Genomic DNA, 17,111 nt, shown 5'->3' on the forward strand with positions numbered 1-17,111 from the left:
AAGCTTTACTCCGTGACAGCGAATGTTTTATCGCCACTTTCACGTCCGTGAGACCTCCCCGGGTACTCACACGTTCTTTCCCACTTATACCTGCCCCGTTTACTGCTGGCGTTCCGTGCAGTTATTGGACTTTAGTTTGTTAGGCAACCTCATCCACGCTTCACAGCCTATCCGGACAACTTTTACAGGCCAGTGGTTTGCCTCCGGCTTCCTTCAGACCCCACCTCACGATGACGCCCTTGCCATTGGCTGCACCCTTCCCACTGCCGGGCGGGTCAGGGACTTTCACCCGTTAGAACGTGCGCCCGCCGGGCGCACCTACAACCATACAGGCGGGTATTTCTCCCCGCCTGTATGGTTCTCATCTTTTCCGGCCTGTTTCACCGGTCCATCTGATTACTTTAACTGGTCTTCCGTGTAATAACCGGAATCAATCAGCATTTCTTTGTAATTATCGATTGTGACAACCACCGGCTCGCAGAGATATGTGGGGATTACGCCTGTGCCGTTGTCATAAGACTTGGTATCGTTTACTTCTGCCTCTCCGCCCTGCATAACGGCGTCCACCATCTTAACTACCTGTGAGGCCAGGGTACGTGTATCCTTGAATACGGACATTGCCTGCTTGCCTGCAATCAGGTTCTTCACATTGGCGATATCACAGTCCTGACCGGTGATGATGGGATATTCGCCGGTATAGGAGGATGCAAGGGCATTCTCAACACCCAGTGCGGTGGAGTCGTTGGAGCAGAGCACTGCGTTTAAAACGGTACCGTCGGAGTAATTTCCTGCGATGATGGTATCCATTCTGTTCTGTGCCTTCTCTGAATCCCAGTTAGCGGTTGCCACCTGCTCAAATGTGGTCTGGCCGGACTTTACAACCAGCTTTCCGCTGTCAATGTATGGCTGAAGCACGTCCATGGCTCCGCCGAAGAAGAAGTTGCAGTTATTGTCAGCCGGGTCGCCGGTGAACATCTCGATGTTAAATGGTCCGTCGTTCTCCTCTAATCCAAGGGCCTCTACCAGATATTCGCCCTGCTTCTGTCCTACCATGTAGTTGTCAAAGGTTGCGTAGTATGTAACAGCGTCAGAGTTCATCAGAAGTCTGTCATAAGAAATAACAGGTATGCCTGCTTCCTTTGCCTGTCCCAGAGGCTCGCCCAGAGAGCTTCCGTCGATGGATGCGATTACCAGCATCTCACAGCCGTTGGAAATCATGTTCTCCACCTGGGATACCTGAGTCTGTACATCGTTGCTGGCGTACTGAAGGTCTACCTCATATCCGGCTGCCTCCAGCTCTGCCTTCATGTTGCTTCCGTCCTGGTTCCATCTCTGCAGGTCCTTGGTTGGCATTGCCACGCCAATCAGGTGCTTTTCGCCGGATGCAGCCCCGTCCTTTGCTGCTTCTGTCTCAGTCTTGGTATCCTCTGCTTTGGCGTCCTCTGCCTTTGCATCGGCCTGCGCCTCTGTATTTGCCTCTGAAGCAGGAGCGGCTCCCTCCTTGCTTCCGCATGCCATTAGGCTGCCTGCCATGGCTAATGTAAGCATGGTCACTAACAATTTCTTTTTCATATTGTAAATCCTCCTCCAAATGTTTTTGATGGTTTCAATATACCACAGCCTGCTCTGGACTTGCTTGGCACCCATCTGCACACTTTTAAGAGGTTTAAAAAAATGCCCTGTGCTCTACAGGACATTTTTGCTGAGTTTGTATTATTTTTAGTTAAAAATGTGCTAGCTGCAATCCTTTTCTTACCTTGTATTTTAGGCTGTATCTTACTGACAGAAAAATCAGTTTACATTCAGATACACATCCTCCTTGGCGTGGAACCCGCCCTTAATGATGACCTCGTCCATATTTTCCTTGGTGACGGCAATGGGCTGCAGCTCCAGATAGGGCACATTATAGGTGCCGTCATAAGCAGTGTCCTGCACCTCCCCGATTTCCTCCCCCAGTCCCAGGAGCACCGCGCATTTGGCAGCCATGCCGGCCTCCTGTTCCACAGATTTAAAGGCCGTCATTTCCTGGGTTCCCTCCACAATGCGCTGACAGGCTGCCAGGTCGCCGTCCTGACCGGTCACGCACACCTTTCCGGCCAGCCGTTCCTCGGACAAGGCCCGGAATGCCTGGCTGGCCAGATCATCGTTTCCGCAGATGATTCCCTTTACATTGTGGCCCTGTTTTAATCCTTCCTTGGTATAGGTATAGGCGTTCTCTGCAATCCAGCCAGGGCAGTTGGACTCATAGACCACATTGAGATTGCTGCCGGCCAGGGTCTCGTCGATGCCTTCGCGGATGAGCCTTACATTGTTATCGGTTAGCGGCCCCTGAATCAGGAAGATATCGCCTCCGTCCGGAATGTTTTCCAGCATGCTCTCAGCCATCAGCCTGCCCACCTCGGTGTTGTCAAAAGATATGTACAGGTCGCATCCGGCATTCAGTATGAGCCGGTCATAGGAAACCGTCTTGATTCCCGCTTCCCTGGCTTTAATCATCACGTCTGTCAGCGCTTCACAGTCCCCTGCCACTACCACGATGACGTCCGCCTGCTTCTTGATGAAATACTCAATCTGGGAAATCTGTTCCTTCACATCCCCGTTGGCATTCTGTACATTAACCTCCGCCCCCAGCTCCTTTGCCGCGGACACGAACACATCCCTCTCCCGCATCCATCGTTCTATTACAAAGGATTCAAAGCTCAGTCCAATCTGTACCCCCTGCTCCTCCTGCTCCACACTGCCCGCCGCCGCGTCCTCTGTCTTGGCGCAGCCCGAGGCCGCCAGGACTGTGAACAGTGCTGTAAGCAACATGCAGGCACTGCGCCCCGCGGTACTCCTTTTGCGTATACCCATATCGTTTCCCTGTCCTTTCCTTGTCCTTCTCTTAACCTTTGCCTGCCCCGTTCTCCATCCGTTCCCTGTACTCGCTGGGATTGACGCCCTCGTATTTCTTAAAAATACGGCTGAAATAATTCGGGTCGCTGTATCCAACCATGGCGCATATCTGCTTAATGCTGTAATCCGGATTCCGGAGGCAGGCACAGGCCTGTCTCATCCTGGTCCGTGTCAGGTACTCGATGAAATTTTCCCCTGTTCCCTGTTTGAACAGCTTGCTGAAATAGTAAGGGCTTATATTCACCAACCTGGATATCTCGTCCAGGGAAATATCCTTCTGGTAATTTTCGTCAATGTATTTCCTCACCGTATCCACCAGGTACTCCATCTCCTTCTTTTTCTCAGTTCCCGCGCATTTGCATATTTCCCTTGTCTTTTCCAGGAACCAGCGGCACAATTTGTCGCTGTCAGATGCCTCCTTTATCTCCCGGATATAACTGCCCCGGGGCTTCAGGCCGAACTCAGTGCCGTCCTTTGTGCATATCCGGTACTCCAGCTGCATGATTAGCTCCAGCACCTTAGCCTCCATGTCCTCCCGGCAGACATACCTTCCCTGCATGCGTGAAAACAGTTCAGCCCCGCAGGCAGCGGCTCCCTCGCTGTCCGCCTTCAGCCCCCGCTCGTAATAACTGTATTCCAGCTCCTTTGGATATTCCCCGGTCACATCCTCCTGCCTGCTGGGGATATCCGTGATGTGGACCACATGGCTGACGCTCTCCCGCAGGGCCCTCAGCGCCTCCCCGTATGACTCCTTTGCGTTTCCCAGAGTTTTTGTGCTTCCGATGCCGCTGCGGAAATCGCTGCCAATGTGTTCCTCCAGCTTCTGGAGCATGGTCCTGGTCCTGGTGATGACCTCCACCCGCTCTTCATATTTAAGCACCGGCTCAGAGGAAGGCACAAACAGTACCACCCGGTTGCCCATGACAGGCCCGGTGATACAGGAAAAATAATCCTTCACGATTTCCCTCATGTCCTGGTAATACTTGTTGGCCTTTACGCTGGAACCGATTGCATTGGTCAGCCTGCCGCTCTCATCCCTGTCTCCGAATTCCAGCACCAGGCAGAAACCGTAATTGTCCTTAATTCCCAGCAGTTCCTCGTAGCCGGAGCTGTCCGCTCCGCCGTCGTCCTGAAGCATGTTGTAGATAAACCCGCTCTCAATCATGGGCACCACGATTTCCAGCCTCTCCCTGATTTTAAGGTCGTCGCTCCGCTTCTGCCTGGCTTCCTCCACCCGCTGCATGGCTTTCATGCATACGTCCAGGATGATCTTTTTATTGGAAATGGGCTTGGTCAGATACTCCATGACACCCAGGTTCACTGCCTCCTTTGCATAGGCGAATTTGTCGTAAGCCGTGATGATAATGACAATCATCTCCTTATTGACCTTCCTTATTTCCTGGATGGCCTGGATTCCGCTGAGCCCCGGCATATGGATGTCCACAAACGCAATATCCGGGTGAAAGCTCTCTGCCATCTCCACCACAGCCCTGCCTGTCTTGACGCATCGTATATCGCATTCACTTCCAAAGCTGGTGGTAATGATATGCTTAAGGGACTCCAGCATGATTCCCTCATCATCTGCCAATAATATCCGAAACATTTCCAATCTCCTCCTTCACCGGAATATGGATAATGACCTCGGTCCCCATTCCGGGACCTTCGCTTACAATCTGAACCAGGCCCTTTTGCTGGTAATACAGTTCCAGACGGCTGACCACATTGTCCAGGCCGATCCCCGTGGAGTCGCCGTCGTCCGGTGTTTCCTGCTTCCTGCCCTCCATGACCTCAAGAATCCTCTCACGGCTCATGCCCTTTCCGTTATCCCGCACACTGATGCGGATGGAATCCCTGCATCCCTGAACCGTTAGAAGGATTGTCCCATTCTCCTCCATGCCGCGGATCCCATGTCTGACCGCATTCTCCACAATGGGCTGCAATATCATGCTGGGCATCTTCACATCCAATACCCGCTGGTCTACGGACTCTTTAAACTGTATGTCCCCTGCAAACCTCACATTCAGTATGTAGATATAATTTTCAGCCGCAGCCGTCTCATCCCCTACCGTGGCGTCCCCCAGCCCCTTCTTCACATTGTAGCGGAAGAACTCCGCCATCTTGTCCAGGAAAATACAGGTCTTTTCCGCGTCCTCCATCATGGCCAGCTGGGCCCCGGCATTGAGGGAATTAAACAGAAAATGGGGATTAATCTGGGACTGCAGGTATTTGAGGCGCGCTTCCTTCAGGTGGTTTTCCATCAAGAGCTCCCGCTCCAAAAGCTCCTGCTCCTTCTCCGCCCCCTCCTTTACCTTAGCCACATATTCCTCCAGACTGCCTACCATCTGGTTGAAGGTCCTGGTGACAATGCCAATCTCGTCGTTGGAATCCGTATCCGGCATCTTTACGTTAAAGTTACCCTGTCCCACCAGATTCGCGGTCCTTGCCAGACTGGTAAGGGGCGTTACCATATCCTTTACCAGCATCCTGAGCACCATAAGTCCTGCCAGCATGACAATCATCAGGATTACCATATTGAAAACCTCCATATAGCGAAGGGCTTCCCTCATGGTCTGGTAGCTGGCAGAGTTGTTTTTAAACTGGAACTCATTGAGCTCCGATATGCGCGTGTTGATGTACTGATACAGGGTAAGGGCTCTCTCATAGGCCTCCCTGTACCGCTCCACGTTCCGCCCCCGCTTGGCCTGCACCGCATCCTGGGTCACATCCAGATAGGATTCCGACATCATGCGGATGTTCTTTTCCAGGATTTTCCCCGGCTTGTCAACCGTCTTATCGTTCAGGCGTTCTAAAAATCCCCGGTATTCCTGCTGGCTTTTGTAGTAGCTCTCAAGGCTGTCCGAGCTCTTCACGGACACATAGTCCCCCATGTCCTTCTGCACATGCTCCAGGGCCTCCGACAGCCCGCTTAAGTTCACATTGCTGGCATATACCGTATCCATCTTGCCTGCTATCTTATTTACCTGGAGATAGATAAATATGTTGCTTATAAATAATGTCAGTATCATAAGAGTCACGGCCAGCAGTATTTTCTTCTCCAGGCTAAGATGGCCCCATATGTTCTTTCCCGGTCTCTCCATACGCATCGCTCACTTTTCAGACAGGCTCTAATCCACATTTTCTTTCGTGACAAACTGCAAATCCACACTGTAATAGGAATTTGCATGCCCCTCCTGCAGATACTCCTCCAATGCCTGCACACAGTACCGCCCCATCTGCTCCGTATCGATGACAAGCGTTACCGGAATATTCCCCTTCCTGACAGCCTCCAGAAGCTGGTCCGACTTGTAATACCCCAGAAGCTGGAGCTCCCCCACCTTATTGTAGTCAATCATGGCCTGGTAGGCAGCCTCTGTATCCACGGCCTCGGTACACACCAGGACGTCCGGTATTCCCTCCTTGCGGAAGAATATGTTCCTGATGGTCTCGTCCGCATCCACCTTCCCGGTGGAGCGCATGGTCTCCTGTATGAGCCTGACCCTTCCCGATGTGTCCGGGGAGGTCACCAGCAGGTTATTAATCTGTTCTGCAATCTGCACCTGACTGCTGTTATCCCTGTCGTGGAGCAGAAGCATCACCTCCACATCGTCCTTATCCGGCGGCACCAGCTTTAAAATCTGTTCCCCGTACTGCCGCCCCAGCTGGTAGTCGTTGACCCCCACAAAGCTTATGCGGCTGGTATCCGGAGCATCCTTGAGGACCGTGACCACAGGTATTCCCTCCTTACCAGCCTCATTAATCCGCTCATCTATCTTATGACCGCCCGTGTATTCCAGGATGATTCCGTCCACCCTGGAGGCAATGGCCATGTCCATGAGACTCTCTATCTCTATGGTGGAGGAGAGACTCTTGCCCATCAGCTCCACCAGGGCATTGTGCTCCCTGGCAGCCTCTCTGGTGCTCCCGTACACATCCTTCCAGAAAGGCATATCGGAATCCTCCACAATCATGACGTAATGGTAGCGGTATTCATTTCCATCCTCGCCGCCGTCCTCCCCCACCTGCTTTAAGACATTCTGGTAATAGGATCTGGTGACCAGCGTGAGGAACAGCACTACCAGTATTCCCGCAATTACAATTATCCGTTCCAAGCGTACCCGGTTTTTCATTGTTTTTTTGTGCCTGCCCTCTCAATCAGCCTCTTCTATTTTCCCCCAGCCACACATTATAATAAAATATCGGTATCCCTCTATTTTATAGCCGCCCCCAGTTCCTGTCAATCCGCCTTATCTTTTCACACTATCAAATCTCCCCCCGTCGTGCTATAATTAAATTATCACGTTCAGCCTGGGGCTTAGCCATAGAAGACCCGGCACACGGCAATGTAATGATATACGAGGGGGATGGTTATGGTATTAAGATGTTTTTCGGCTCCGGATGAAAAGTTAAATCTCAGCTTTTATCCCTGCAGCTTTGACACTGGCCTGGGAGACCACTATACATACTGTAAGGAACCACTGTGCATTTATAAGACAGACTATACAAAACTCCTGCTATCCTACCTGGAATCAGAATTCCCGGAATTTGACGTCTGTTGGGATAACCGCATACCTGCCGGGACCTGGAATATCATAATAGAGAAAATCGAAAATGACATGAGCCACATCCATTTCGACGATACTGTCTTTGACTTTTACAGCCGATTCATCGGCTGGATTGCAGATGCATTGGAGCAGGAGGATATAATTATAGTGGAAGGGAACCAGTAAGAAAGCGGCTGTAACTCACTTTTAAATGACAGCAGAAAAATGGTTTCATAGGGAGCCTTTGCCATATCTGCCAGCCGTACCAAAAAACTGTAAAATATATTTTCATAATTCTTACAAAACATGATAGTGGGGAATGATGTCCTCATAATGCCCATCCTTCATCAGGAATCCTCCCGGTATCACCCCCAGCTGCGTAAACCCAAGCTTTTCATACAGATGCAGCGCCGAAGCATTGCTCCTAACCACCGCGTTAAACTGCAGGATTCCAAATCCCAGCTCTTTTCCCTTTGCCATACAATGCTTCACCAGAGTCTCACCGATATGATGTCCCCGCAAATCAGCTCTTACCGCATAGCTTGCATTGCAGATATGGTCACAGCGCGCCTTAAGAAAATCAAGCCCCCCGCTTATATTACACACTTCATGGAATACCGGCATCCCCGAGTGGAAATTATTCTTCATTTAGTGATTCAGATAAGCATCCACAGATGCATTTGCCTTCTCGATGACAAGTGCTTCTTCTACACCGGTCAGCTGTCCTTCTTTTACAACGATCTTACCATTGACTACCGTGTAATCTACACTGCCCTTCAATCCAACTGTACACAGCATGGATTTTACATCGTACTGGGCACCAACCAGTTCCAGTCGGTTTAAATCAATCATAAAGAAATCTGCTGCCATTCCCTCTGCAATCTGTCCCAGTTCTTTTCTTCCCAGAATTGATGCACTTCCTCTGGTATCCATTTTCAGGAAATCATAACCGTTAGGTGCTTTCTGACTCCAATTCAAACGATGAAGCAGATAAGCCACACGCATTTCCTCTAACAGATTGGAACCATCGTTACTATTTTACATTCTTAACCAGCAAAGTTCCCTTCATTTTTTATCCCCTTCTGCATAATACCGTTTCATAGTATCCACTATATTTCTGGTGTACTGCTTGCAGTTTAAGGTAATCACGAAGACGCCTGCTGCATTTTCGGCAATTCATATAACATGTGAGTCCAGCTACGTTTTAAACAGCTATATAGATATATTTTTGTCAATCTGCTTTGTCCTTTCGGATCATCATCCGCATTGCTTCTATATCGGTCTCAATGGCTCGCTGCTCCCAGCCAGTCGGGTAGTCCTCGGCATCGTTGGAATATGTCAAAATGTTCTGCAATCAAAGATGCACGTTCCACACTGCCCGGAAGCTACATATTTTCAATCTGGTCTTTCTTCATCCCAGCCAGTTGCCAGTCCTTCGTTGACAGTCTCATAAATCACCTCACCGGTAATCAGGTTGCCGGAAACCGCACTAATCATAGCAGCACGTTTCTTTCTGCGATGACATACCGTATACAGTGCGGAACTCTCCATCTCAACATTCAGGCAGCCCAGTTTGGAAAGCATCTCTTTTGCAGTGTCAATGATCGCACGGGTCAGATCAAAATCCGGTACAGCCGGGAAACATTCCGGTACATAGAAACGGCTGGTTCCCTCATTTTTCATGAAATCGGTAGAGATCGTAAAATCGCTGATTTCTTTTCCTATTAATGACATATTGTTTCCTTTTCAGGAAACCGCAAAAAACAGCCAGACAAGTTTCCTCATCTGGCTGTTCCCACGCTGCGTTTCTACTCTTCAAACGAATTAATGACTGATAATTCCGGCTTGATATCATACTTTTTCTTAAAGGCAATGGCTCCCACGATTCCAGCCAGGGTACCGCTGATGGCAGCCAGCAGCAGCGCCATAAGTACCTTTAATGGCGGATTGAAGGCAAAGGGCGCCAGCAGTCCGGGTATGGGAGAAGCGGTTCCCGGGGCATTGTTGATAATGCCCAGGAATGCGGCGGCCACTCCCGAAAAGCCTCCCCCGAAAAAGTTGGAACAGTAAATCGGTATGGGATACTTTGTTATGATATGTGCCTGCGTCAACGGCTCCATCATAACAGCTGCCACGTTGCTGTTATCCCCGAAGTGGAGCATTTTAAAGATGACGCCGTTGGTAAAGGAGCCGCCGAAGCAGGCAATGGCTGCAATGCCCATGGGCAGTCCCGTAAGTCCCAGCATGGCGGTAAGGGCCATGGAGCTGAGGGGCGACGTACAAATCATCTTGATGACCCCTCCCAGCAGAAGTCCCATAAGGACGGGTGACTGCTCTGTAGCTGCCGTAATCATGCCGCCGATGTGTGCCAGGGCCGCATTCACAGCCGGATCCACCAGGAATGCCATGAATCTGGCAATCGGTGCAATCAGGAGAGCTCCCAGCACGGAATCCAGGCCCTGCGGAAGATGCTTCTCAATAAACGGTGCAATGAAACCAATTGCATATCCTGCGATAAATCCCGGAAGGATGCCGTATCCTCCCAGGGCAACGCCTGCAACTACCGCGAACACGGGATTCACTCCCATGCCTATCGGTACCATGATTGCCGCTGCCACGCCGCCCATGTTGCCCGATATGGTGCCCGTTTCCCCAAGGAATGCCAGGTGAAGCAAATCTCCGGATATGTACCTGTGGACAGCCTCCACAAGGAAAGATGCGACTGCTGCATTGGCCATTCCCGACATGGCCGCTGATCCCTTGGGCGCCTTCATGCTGAAAAGTGAGAAGGCTGCCAGCGTCAATAATAGTAATCCTAACCCCGTAATAATTGTCATAAATCTACGTTCCTCCTGTTTTTTGCTCTCCGTAGATATGCCTTGGCCGCTTTCCACCACAGACCGCCGTTACACAGCTCTTAAGCTAAGATATATCCTTGGTAGAGTTTTCGCAATGCAGGTAACGAAGAAGTCCCCAAAATTGCAAAAAAACAGAGACAGACATAAACGTAGCGTAGATGTCTGCCTCTGTCCTTTTACCTGAAAGTTTCCCTGACGCGGTTGCTGCTATGCCGCCGGTTGCTTCATCGGTATTCACATTTTAGTGACCTTCTCCAGAGTCCCGTCCGAATTCGATTCTTTTGCCTGAGAGTTTGCGCATCCCCTTCGGCGTTACCTAACGGTAATCTCTCCCGAATTCATCAACCGGTCTGTCATTAACTTTGTTTATATTTTAACATCAAACATAGAAAAAAGCAATAGAATTATGTTCAGTTTATTTATTTTCGCAAAAATTAAACCATATTTTTATGCATTTATCACAATTTATTTTGCAGAAAATGACAGAAAACAAACATATGTCCATTTATTCCGGTCAATCCGGTCCATGAGTCCCCGGCTGATGGCCCTCAGTGTCACCAGCTGGAACAGATTGTCCTCAGAGATGGTGATATCCGCTATCTCCCTCCTCCTTCCTGACCGGCACTGACTCTCCTGTCATGGAAGCCTGGTTCACCATGGCGTCCCCGGAAGTGACCACGCCGTCCAGAGGTATCACATTTCCCATATGGACCGTTACCAGGTCCCCCTCCCGGATCTTTGAAACAGGGACCAGGACCTCTGTTCCATCCACATTCTGCCATACCCTGGAAATGTTTAAGGACATGCTCCTGGCAAGGTCTCCCACTGACTTTTTATGGGTCCATTCTTCCAGAAGCTCCCCTATTCCCAAAAGGAACATAACAGAACCAGCCGTATCAAAATCCCTTCTCAGAACAGACACGGCAATGGCCGTGGCGTCCAGCACCTCCACCTCCAGCTTCCCCCTGAGCAGACAGCGGATTCCCTTCAGCAGATACCAGATGGAGTGGACTGCCGTATAGACGGCCCGGGCAGGCGCCGGCAGGAAGGACTTGGTAAACGCCCGCGCCATTACCTTCTGAGCCAGCTTTTCCTTGTATTCACGGTTCAGGGCCCTGCCGCTGTTCTTCGGCACCAGCTCCCGAACCGCTCATTATCATAAGAAAACCCCTGTATTCCCTCCAGGATTTCCCCGCAGCTGCCCTCATACAAGCTGTCTCATCTTCCTTCAAATCTTCTGAGGTCTGCTCCGGGGCTTTCTCCCCGCTCTCATCCTCAAATACGTCCTCCCGGCAGCGCTGCGCGTTGATTTCCCTGGCCTCTGTTCCTACTTATGCTTATAGCCTGTGTAAACCGTCATCGCCAGACAGAATACCATGGACCAAGCTCAGAATCTGTGATTTTTCATCTTACGTCACATCCTTTACGTAAACAATCCTTATCAGATACAAAAGAGTACTGATAGGAACGAGTCAGGACACCGATTTCCTCCAGTGTGCTTACAGTCCTGTACACGGTGGCCATCCCCAGCTTCGGATCACGTTTCCGCGCTTCGTAGAAAATCTCCTTGCAGTTTGTCCAGTTTCCTTCCAGGATTACATCCAGGAGCATCCTGCGCTGCTGCGTAATCCGCATTCCCCTCTTCTGAAACTCGTCTATCACCTGTTCCTTCTGCCACATGTCGGTTCCCTCCTCACCTGCAATCGGCCATATCGAAATGTGTCCGGAAAATGCCTGCGTAAGCTTTTCCGGACACCTCTGTCCCCCAGGTCTGCCGCAGCCGGACTGTCCAGAGTCCACTTCCGCCTGCATCAGGGCTGTTATGATACTGTCTTTATCTTTACATTCACATTAAGGGAATTGCTCTCTTTATAAGGCCTTACCAGCAGATAGATGAATCCGGCCACGGCTGCAATTGCCGCAATGGTTCCGATTCCAAAGGTTCCTGCTGTAAACCAGCTGCCAAACTGGTATATGCACAGTGCCACCACATATGCGAGTACAGTCTGATAACCGATTGCAAACCAGGTCCACTTTGCATTGTTCATCTCACGCTTGATGGCGCCAATGGCCGCAAAGCAGGGCGCGCACAGCAGATTGAACACCAGGAAGGAATATGCGCTGACAGCCGTAAAGCTCTGGGCCAGTGTTCCCCAGATTTCCGCCCCGTCCTCAGCCACTTCCGCAAAACCATAGAGAATGCCGAAGGTGCCAACTACATTTTCCTTGGCAACCAGACCTGTGATGGCCGCCACAGCAGCCTGCCAGTTTCCCCATCCAAGAGGAGCGAATATCCAGGCAATGGCCTGACCGATGTACGCCAGAATTCCATCAGACAAATCCTCCACCATTCCAAAGTGTCCGTCCACAAAGCCAAAGCTGGATGTAAACCAAACAAAAATGGTGGACAGCAGGATTACTGTTCCCGCCTTTTTAATAAAGGACCAGCCTCTCTCCCACATGCTGCGCAGAACATTCGACACGGTTGGAAGGTGGTAAGCAGGAAGCTCCATTACGAACGGCGCCGGGTCGCCTGCAAACATTTTTGTTTTCTTTAAGATGATGCCGGAGCAGATGATGGCTGCAATTCCTACGAAGTAGGCACTGGGTGCTACCCAGGAAGCGCCGCCGAACAGTGCTCCTGCAAACAGTGCAATAATGGGCAGCTTTGCTCCGCAGGGAATGAAGGTGGTGGTCATGACGGTCATTTTGCGGTCCCTGTCATTCTCAATGGTACGGGAAGCCATGATGCCTGGAACGCCGCAGCCGGTTCCAATCAGCATGGGAATAAAGGACTTTCCTGACAATCCGAACTTGCGGAAGATTCTGTCCATGATAAATGCCACCCTGGCCATGTAACCGCAGGACTCAAGGAATGCAAGGAAAATGAACAGCACCAGCATCTGGGGCACGAAGCCAAGCACAGCGCCCACGCCCGCCACGATACCGTCTAATATCAGGCTGGAAAGCCAGTCAGCACAGCCGACAGCCGTGAGGAATCCCTCCACAATAACAGGTATGCCCGGCACTTCCAATCCGAATAGGCTCCAGCCTTCCCCAAACACGCCGTCGTTAGCCCAGTCAGTGGCCCAGGTACCCACGGTGGTAACTGAAACATAGTAGACAACCCACATTACTGCCGCAAAAATCGGGAGAGCCAGGAAACGGTTGGTGACGATATGGTCAATCTTGTCGGAGACACTCATCTTCTCCCTGCTCTTCTTTGTATAGCACCTGCCAATAATGGATGTGATATATGTATAGCGCTCATTGGTGATGATGCTCTCAGCATCATCGTCCATGGCGTCCTCCATGCGCCCTATGATGCTTCCAACATCCGGAACCATGGTCATCTGCGCCGCAATCTTGTCATCCCGCTCAAACAGCTTGATGGCATAGAAGCGCTTCTGCGCCTCACGCACATTGCCTCCGATGCACTGCTCGATTTCCTCCAGGGCCGCCTCCACATCGGAGGAAAACTTGTGTACCGGCACGGACGCCCTGCTGTCCCTCGCAAGCTCCGCTGCCTTGATGGCAGCCTCCATGATGCCGGTACCCTTTAATGCGGAAATCTCCACCACCGGGCAGCCCAGTTCCCTGCTCAGTGCCTGAATGTTAATCTGGTCCCCGTTCTTTTTAACAACGTCCATCATGTTGACAGCCATCAGCACGGGAATTCCCAGCTCCATCAGCTGGGTGGTCAGGTACAGGTTGCGCTCCAGGTTGGTTCCGTCCACAATGTTTAAGACGACATCCGGACGCTCGGTAATCAGATAGTTCCTGGCAACCACTTCTTCCAGTGTGTAAGGCGACAGTGAATAAATGCCGGGAAGGTCCATGATGATGACATCCTTGTTCCCCTTAAGCTTGCCTTCCTTCTTTTCCACCGTGACACCGGGCCAGTTTCCTACAAACTGATTGGACCCGGTAAGGCCATTGAACAGCGTGGTCTTTCCACAGTTGGGATTACCGGCCAAAGCAATTTTGATTGACATTATCATATCCTCCTCATTCTCTTATTGAGAAAATTTATCAACAAATTAGTTGCAACTAACTCAATCTTTAAAAAAAAGCAGTTCCTACTGCACTTCAATCATCTCGGCATCCGCTTTCCTTAAGGACAGCTCATAGCCCCTTACATTCACTTCCACGGGGTCACCCAGAGGTGCCACCTTGCGGACATAGACTTCCGTCCCTTTTGTGATACCCATATCCATGATACGGCGCTTTACAGCCCCTTCTCCGTGAAGTTTAACAACCGTTACCGTGCTTTTGCATTTTACTTCCTTCAATGTGCGCATCTTATTAATGCTCCTTTCCTTACCATACCCGCGGCCAGTTTACACCATAATCTTATTGGCCATCTCTTTGCTGATAGCAACCCTTGATTCCTTTACATTGACAATCACATTCCCATTGTTAGCAGAAACAACAGTCACGCTCGCTCCCGGTACGAATCCCATGTTCTCCAGATGACGTCTTACCTCTTCCTTACCGCCCACCCGGACTATGGATGCCACCGTACCTTCTTTTACCAATGTCAACGGCATACCCTTCACTCCTCTTTCTGAACCTGATGTAATTCTGTTCCCTGTATCCATATTGCAGCCGGATAGTTATGCTATCCTAACTGCAAATTTAGGTTAGCACCAGTTAACTGAAATGTCAATCATTTTTTCAATTTAATTGCGGTTTTTTGCAATTTCAGCCCTGCTGCCAATTTGCGTTTCCTTTCAGGGTATGATAGAATAGAAAATAGCCGCCGCAGACTTAGAGCTAACTAACGTTTATCAGTGGGAGGATTTGATTAAATTGAAAATACAGGAATCAGCTGAAAATTATCTGGAAACAATCTTGATTTTAAGCCACCGCAACCCCTATGTCCGCTCTATCGACATCGCCAACGAGCTGGCATTTTCCAAACCCAGCGTCAGCGTGGCCATGAAGAATCTGCGTGAAAACGGTTATATCCTCATGGATGACCAGGGCCATATCACCCTCAGCAGCATAGGAAAAGAAATCGCCGAGACCATGTATGAACGCCACACCATGCTTTCCCAGTGGCTCATGTACCTTGGCGTGAATGAACAGACAGCAGTGGAGGATGCATGCCGCATTGAACATGTGGTCAGCGCCGAAAGCTTCCGGGCCATCAAGGACCATATCACCAATGGGCATGAACTTCCGGGAGACAACGTATAAAACACGCAGTCAGGAACATTCACAAAAACACAGCGCTTACCTGCCATACAGTGCGGAAGCGCTGTGTCTTTTTATGGCTTCTCACTGTTTCTCTGTTCCTGCTGCTGTGTTCCCGCTGCTGTGTTCCCGCCGCTGTTCTTGCTGCTGTTCCTTCTGATATTCCTACTAATGTCCCTGATTTTCTTCCAGGTTCCCCGGCCTGTCCGTCCTTATATACACGCTCTCCGGCCGCCCCTTGGTGGTGGTCCTGGTCTTATACGCAATCTTTAAATACCCCTCCTGCTCCAGTACGGCCAGAAAACGGTTGGCGCTCCGCTTGGTGATGCCCAGCCTGAGCGCGAGGGTCCTGGCTGTGATTTCCTGCTTATCGGAGGCGCTGATGGCAGTAAATATTTTCTTTACCGTCAGGGGCGAAAGCTTGGACTGTACGTCCAGCACCTCGCTGTTGTCCACATTCATGAGAAGCTGGCCGGAGACCCCCATGGGACCGATGAGCTGCTCCCGCTCATTGATCAAATAGGCCAGGGACTGCTTAAGTTCAGCCTCGTGGCAGGCGTCAAGGGCATTTAACCGGGCCTGGGAAAGGCTGTTCCCAAGGCCGCAGCCGATGCTGAAACGGGCGGACAGCTTTTTCTCCCTCAGAAACGGGCTGAGGCGGTCCTCCTTAAAATCTCCGGTCCAGCCCGACACATGTTTCTTGGTGGACACGATTTCCAGCCCGTAATGGCGCCGGTAGACCGAACAGTCAATCATGGATGCCCCTATAAATTCAATCACAAGATTTTCAAGCCTCATATAATCATAATCCAGCTCCTGGAACATCTCGCCGCCGAAACCATTTTCCGACAGCTTCACGATGATGACTCCCGGTATCTGCTCCTCCAGCTTCCTGCGCTCAATCTCTTTGAGAAGCTTATCGCACATCTCCCCCACATATCGCTTGCTGGGAAAGGGGAAATAGACCTTCACGCCGGCCTCCTGCAGTGCCGGCACAATGCTGGAAAACCTCGTGACGGATAAATCAACCTTTCCTTCCTCCCAAAGCCTTACATGTTTCCTGTACTCCTCCTGCTCAATCCTAAGCATCCGCTCCATGTCAAACTCATCCTCTGAAAGCTCCCGGATATCAGGCATGGGGCTGCGCCCCTCCACAAAATCCTTAAGGCCCACACCGAAGATTTCCACAATATCAGCGTAAACCCTTGTAAAATCCAGATTCCTGTTCTCATTTAACAGCTTCAGAAATAAGCGGTACAGGGCAGCCTCATCCGTGTTGAAAAAACAGATGGGGCGTTTCTCTTCTTTATAATAAAGATGTATCATATGCGCAGGAAAACTGCCGGAGGTTAGAATGCCGTCAAACTCCTCGGTAACATTTTCATGGATATGCTGTATATCCGAAAATGTCTTATACGTAAATATGCAATAATCAAAGTCCAGGTCCGCAAGCATGGACTGGAGAAACTCTTTTATATATTCTGTTGCAATGACTGCAATCTTACTCTTCAATTCCATTCCTCCCAAAACCGCTCTGTCTCCTATCTTAACATAGCAACGGGAAATCCGCACCCTCCAAATAGAAAAATCCCTTGTTTTTTGTCAATTGTGCATATAA

At 50.4% G+C, this 17,111-nt stretch carries 14 protein-coding genes, 3 pseudogenes and 1 riboswitch; of the genes and pseudogenes, 2 read left to right on the top strand and 15 right to left on the bottom strand.

Features of this window, described 5'->3' with window-relative positions; all coding sequences use genetic code 11:
- Positions 1 to 396: 396 nt before the first annotated feature.
- The 5 genes from chvE to G614_RS0116805 all read right to left on the bottom strand — a co-directional run bounded on the left by chvE (position 397) and on the right by G614_RS0116805 (position 7,022).
- On the bottom strand, positions 397 to 1,572 hold the full coding sequence (chvE, locus tag G614_RS0116785) for a multiple monosaccharide ABC transporter substrate-binding protein (RefSeq protein ID WP_027642882.1): 1,176 nt from the start codon (positions 1,570 to 1,572) through the stop codon (positions 397 to 399).
- Positions 1,573 to 1,791: 219 nt separating this feature from the next.
- Positions 1,792 to 2,853: a sugar ABC transporter substrate-binding protein gene (locus tag G614_RS0116790; protein ID WP_027642883.1), complete on the bottom strand. Its 1,062-nt coding sequence runs from the start codon at positions 2,851 to 2,853 to the stop codon at positions 1,792 to 1,794.
- A 31-nt stretch (positions 2,854 to 2,884) separates the two neighbouring features.
- Positions 2,885 to 4,498 (bottom strand): response regulator, encoded by a 1,614-nt coding sequence (locus tag G614_RS0116795; protein WP_027642884.1) that lies wholly within the window; start codon positions 4,496 to 4,498, stop codon positions 2,885 to 2,887.
- Positions 4,473 to 5,999, bottom strand: coding sequence for a sensor histidine kinase (locus G614_RS0116800; RefSeq protein ID WP_044918055.1), 1,527 nt, complete (start codon positions 5,997 to 5,999; stop codon positions 4,473 to 4,475). Before G614_RS0116800 ends, G614_RS0116795 begins: the two co-directional genes overlap by 26 nt.
- Before the next feature lie 21 nt (positions 6,000 to 6,020).
- Entirely contained in the window at positions 6,021 to 7,022 is a 1,002-nt protein-coding gene (locus G614_RS0116805; RefSeq protein WP_027642886.1) for a substrate-binding domain-containing protein, read from the bottom strand.
- 240 nt (positions 7,023 to 7,262) lie between these two features.
- Here G614_RS0116805 and G614_RS0116810 point away from each other — a divergent pair, with 240 nt between their 5' ends.
- Entirely contained in the window at positions 7,263 to 7,622 is a 360-nt protein-coding gene (locus tag G614_RS0116810; RefSeq protein WP_027642887.1) for a hypothetical protein, read from the top strand.
- A 111-nt stretch (positions 7,623 to 7,733) separates the two neighbouring features.
- On the opposite strand, the pseudogene G614_RS27775 reads toward G614_RS0116810, so the two are convergent.
- From G614_RS27775 to G614_RS0116860, 9 genes and pseudogenes are all read right to left on the bottom strand, one after another.
- A pseudogene (locus G614_RS27775) lies at positions 7,734 to 8,003 on the bottom strand (GNAT family N-acetyltransferase); the annotation flags it as partial.
- Positions 8,004 to 8,084: 81 nt separating this feature from the next.
- Positions 8,085 to 8,471 (bottom strand): annotated as a pseudogene (locus G614_RS0116820) (amidohydrolase family protein); the annotation flags it as partial.
- 360 nt (positions 8,472 to 8,831) lie between these two features.
- Positions 8,832 to 9,170 (bottom strand): hypothetical protein, encoded by a 339-nt coding sequence (locus tag G614_RS27780; RefSeq protein WP_049948073.1) that lies wholly within the window; start codon positions 9,168 to 9,170, stop codon positions 8,832 to 8,834.
- Positions 9,171 to 9,244: 74 nt separating this feature from the next.
- Complete coding sequence (locus tag G614_RS0116835; RefSeq protein ID WP_027642889.1) at positions 9,245 to 10,273, bottom strand: PTS sugar transporter subunit IIC; 1,029 nt, start codon at positions 10,271 to 10,273, stop codon at positions 9,245 to 9,247.
- Positions 10,274 to 10,557: 284 nt separating this feature from the next.
- Positions 10,558 to 10,639, bottom strand: a riboswitch (glycine riboswitch).
- A 244-nt stretch (positions 10,640 to 10,883) separates the two neighbouring features.
- Positions 10,884 to 11,506, bottom strand: a pseudogene (locus G614_RS0116840) (heavy metal translocating P-type ATPase); the annotation flags it as partial.
- Positions 11,507 to 11,698: 192 nt separating this feature from the next.
- Entirely contained in the window at positions 11,699 to 11,974 is a 276-nt protein-coding gene (locus G614_RS0116845; RefSeq protein WP_027642891.1) for a Fur family transcriptional regulator, read from the bottom strand.
- A 140-nt stretch (positions 11,975 to 12,114) separates the two neighbouring features.
- Positions 12,115 to 14,289, bottom strand: coding sequence for a ferrous iron transport protein B (gene feoB / locus G614_RS0116850; RefSeq protein WP_027642892.1), 2,175 nt, complete (start codon positions 14,287 to 14,289; stop codon positions 12,115 to 12,117).
- Positions 14,290 to 14,373: 84 nt separating this feature from the next.
- Positions 14,374 to 14,595: a FeoA family protein gene (locus tag G614_RS0116855; protein WP_002565570.1), complete on the bottom strand. Its 222-nt coding sequence runs from the start codon at positions 14,593 to 14,595 to the stop codon at positions 14,374 to 14,376.
- A 39-nt stretch (positions 14,596 to 14,634) separates the two neighbouring features.
- Positions 14,635 to 14,844: a FeoA family protein gene (locus G614_RS0116860; RefSeq protein ID WP_027642893.1), complete on the bottom strand. Its 210-nt coding sequence runs from the start codon at positions 14,842 to 14,844 to the stop codon at positions 14,635 to 14,637.
- 262 nt (positions 14,845 to 15,106) lie between these two features.
- Here G614_RS0116860 and G614_RS0116865 point away from each other — a divergent pair, with 262 nt between their 5' ends.
- The gene (locus G614_RS0116865; protein WP_027642894.1) at positions 15,107 to 15,496 is read left to right on the top strand and encodes a metal-dependent transcriptional regulator; all 390 of its coding nucleotides are present in this window, start codon (positions 15,107 to 15,109) and stop codon (positions 15,494 to 15,496) included.
- A 165-nt stretch (positions 15,497 to 15,661) separates the two neighbouring features.
- On the opposite strand, the gene G614_RS0116870 is transcribed toward G614_RS0116865, so the two are convergent.
- Positions 15,662 to 17,005 carry a hypothetical protein gene (locus G614_RS0116870; protein ID WP_027642895.1) on the bottom strand — a complete coding sequence of 448 codons (1,344 nt, stop codon included), beginning with the start codon at positions 17,003 to 17,005 and terminating at the stop codon, positions 15,662 to 15,664.
- Positions 17,006 to 17,111: the final 106 nt, after the last annotated feature.

It is taken from the genome of [Clostridium] clostridioforme AGR2157, from assembly GCF_000424325.1.
Taxonomy (GTDB): domain Bacteria; phylum Bacillota; class Clostridia; order Lachnospirales; family Lachnospiraceae; genus Enterocloster; species Enterocloster clostridioformis_A.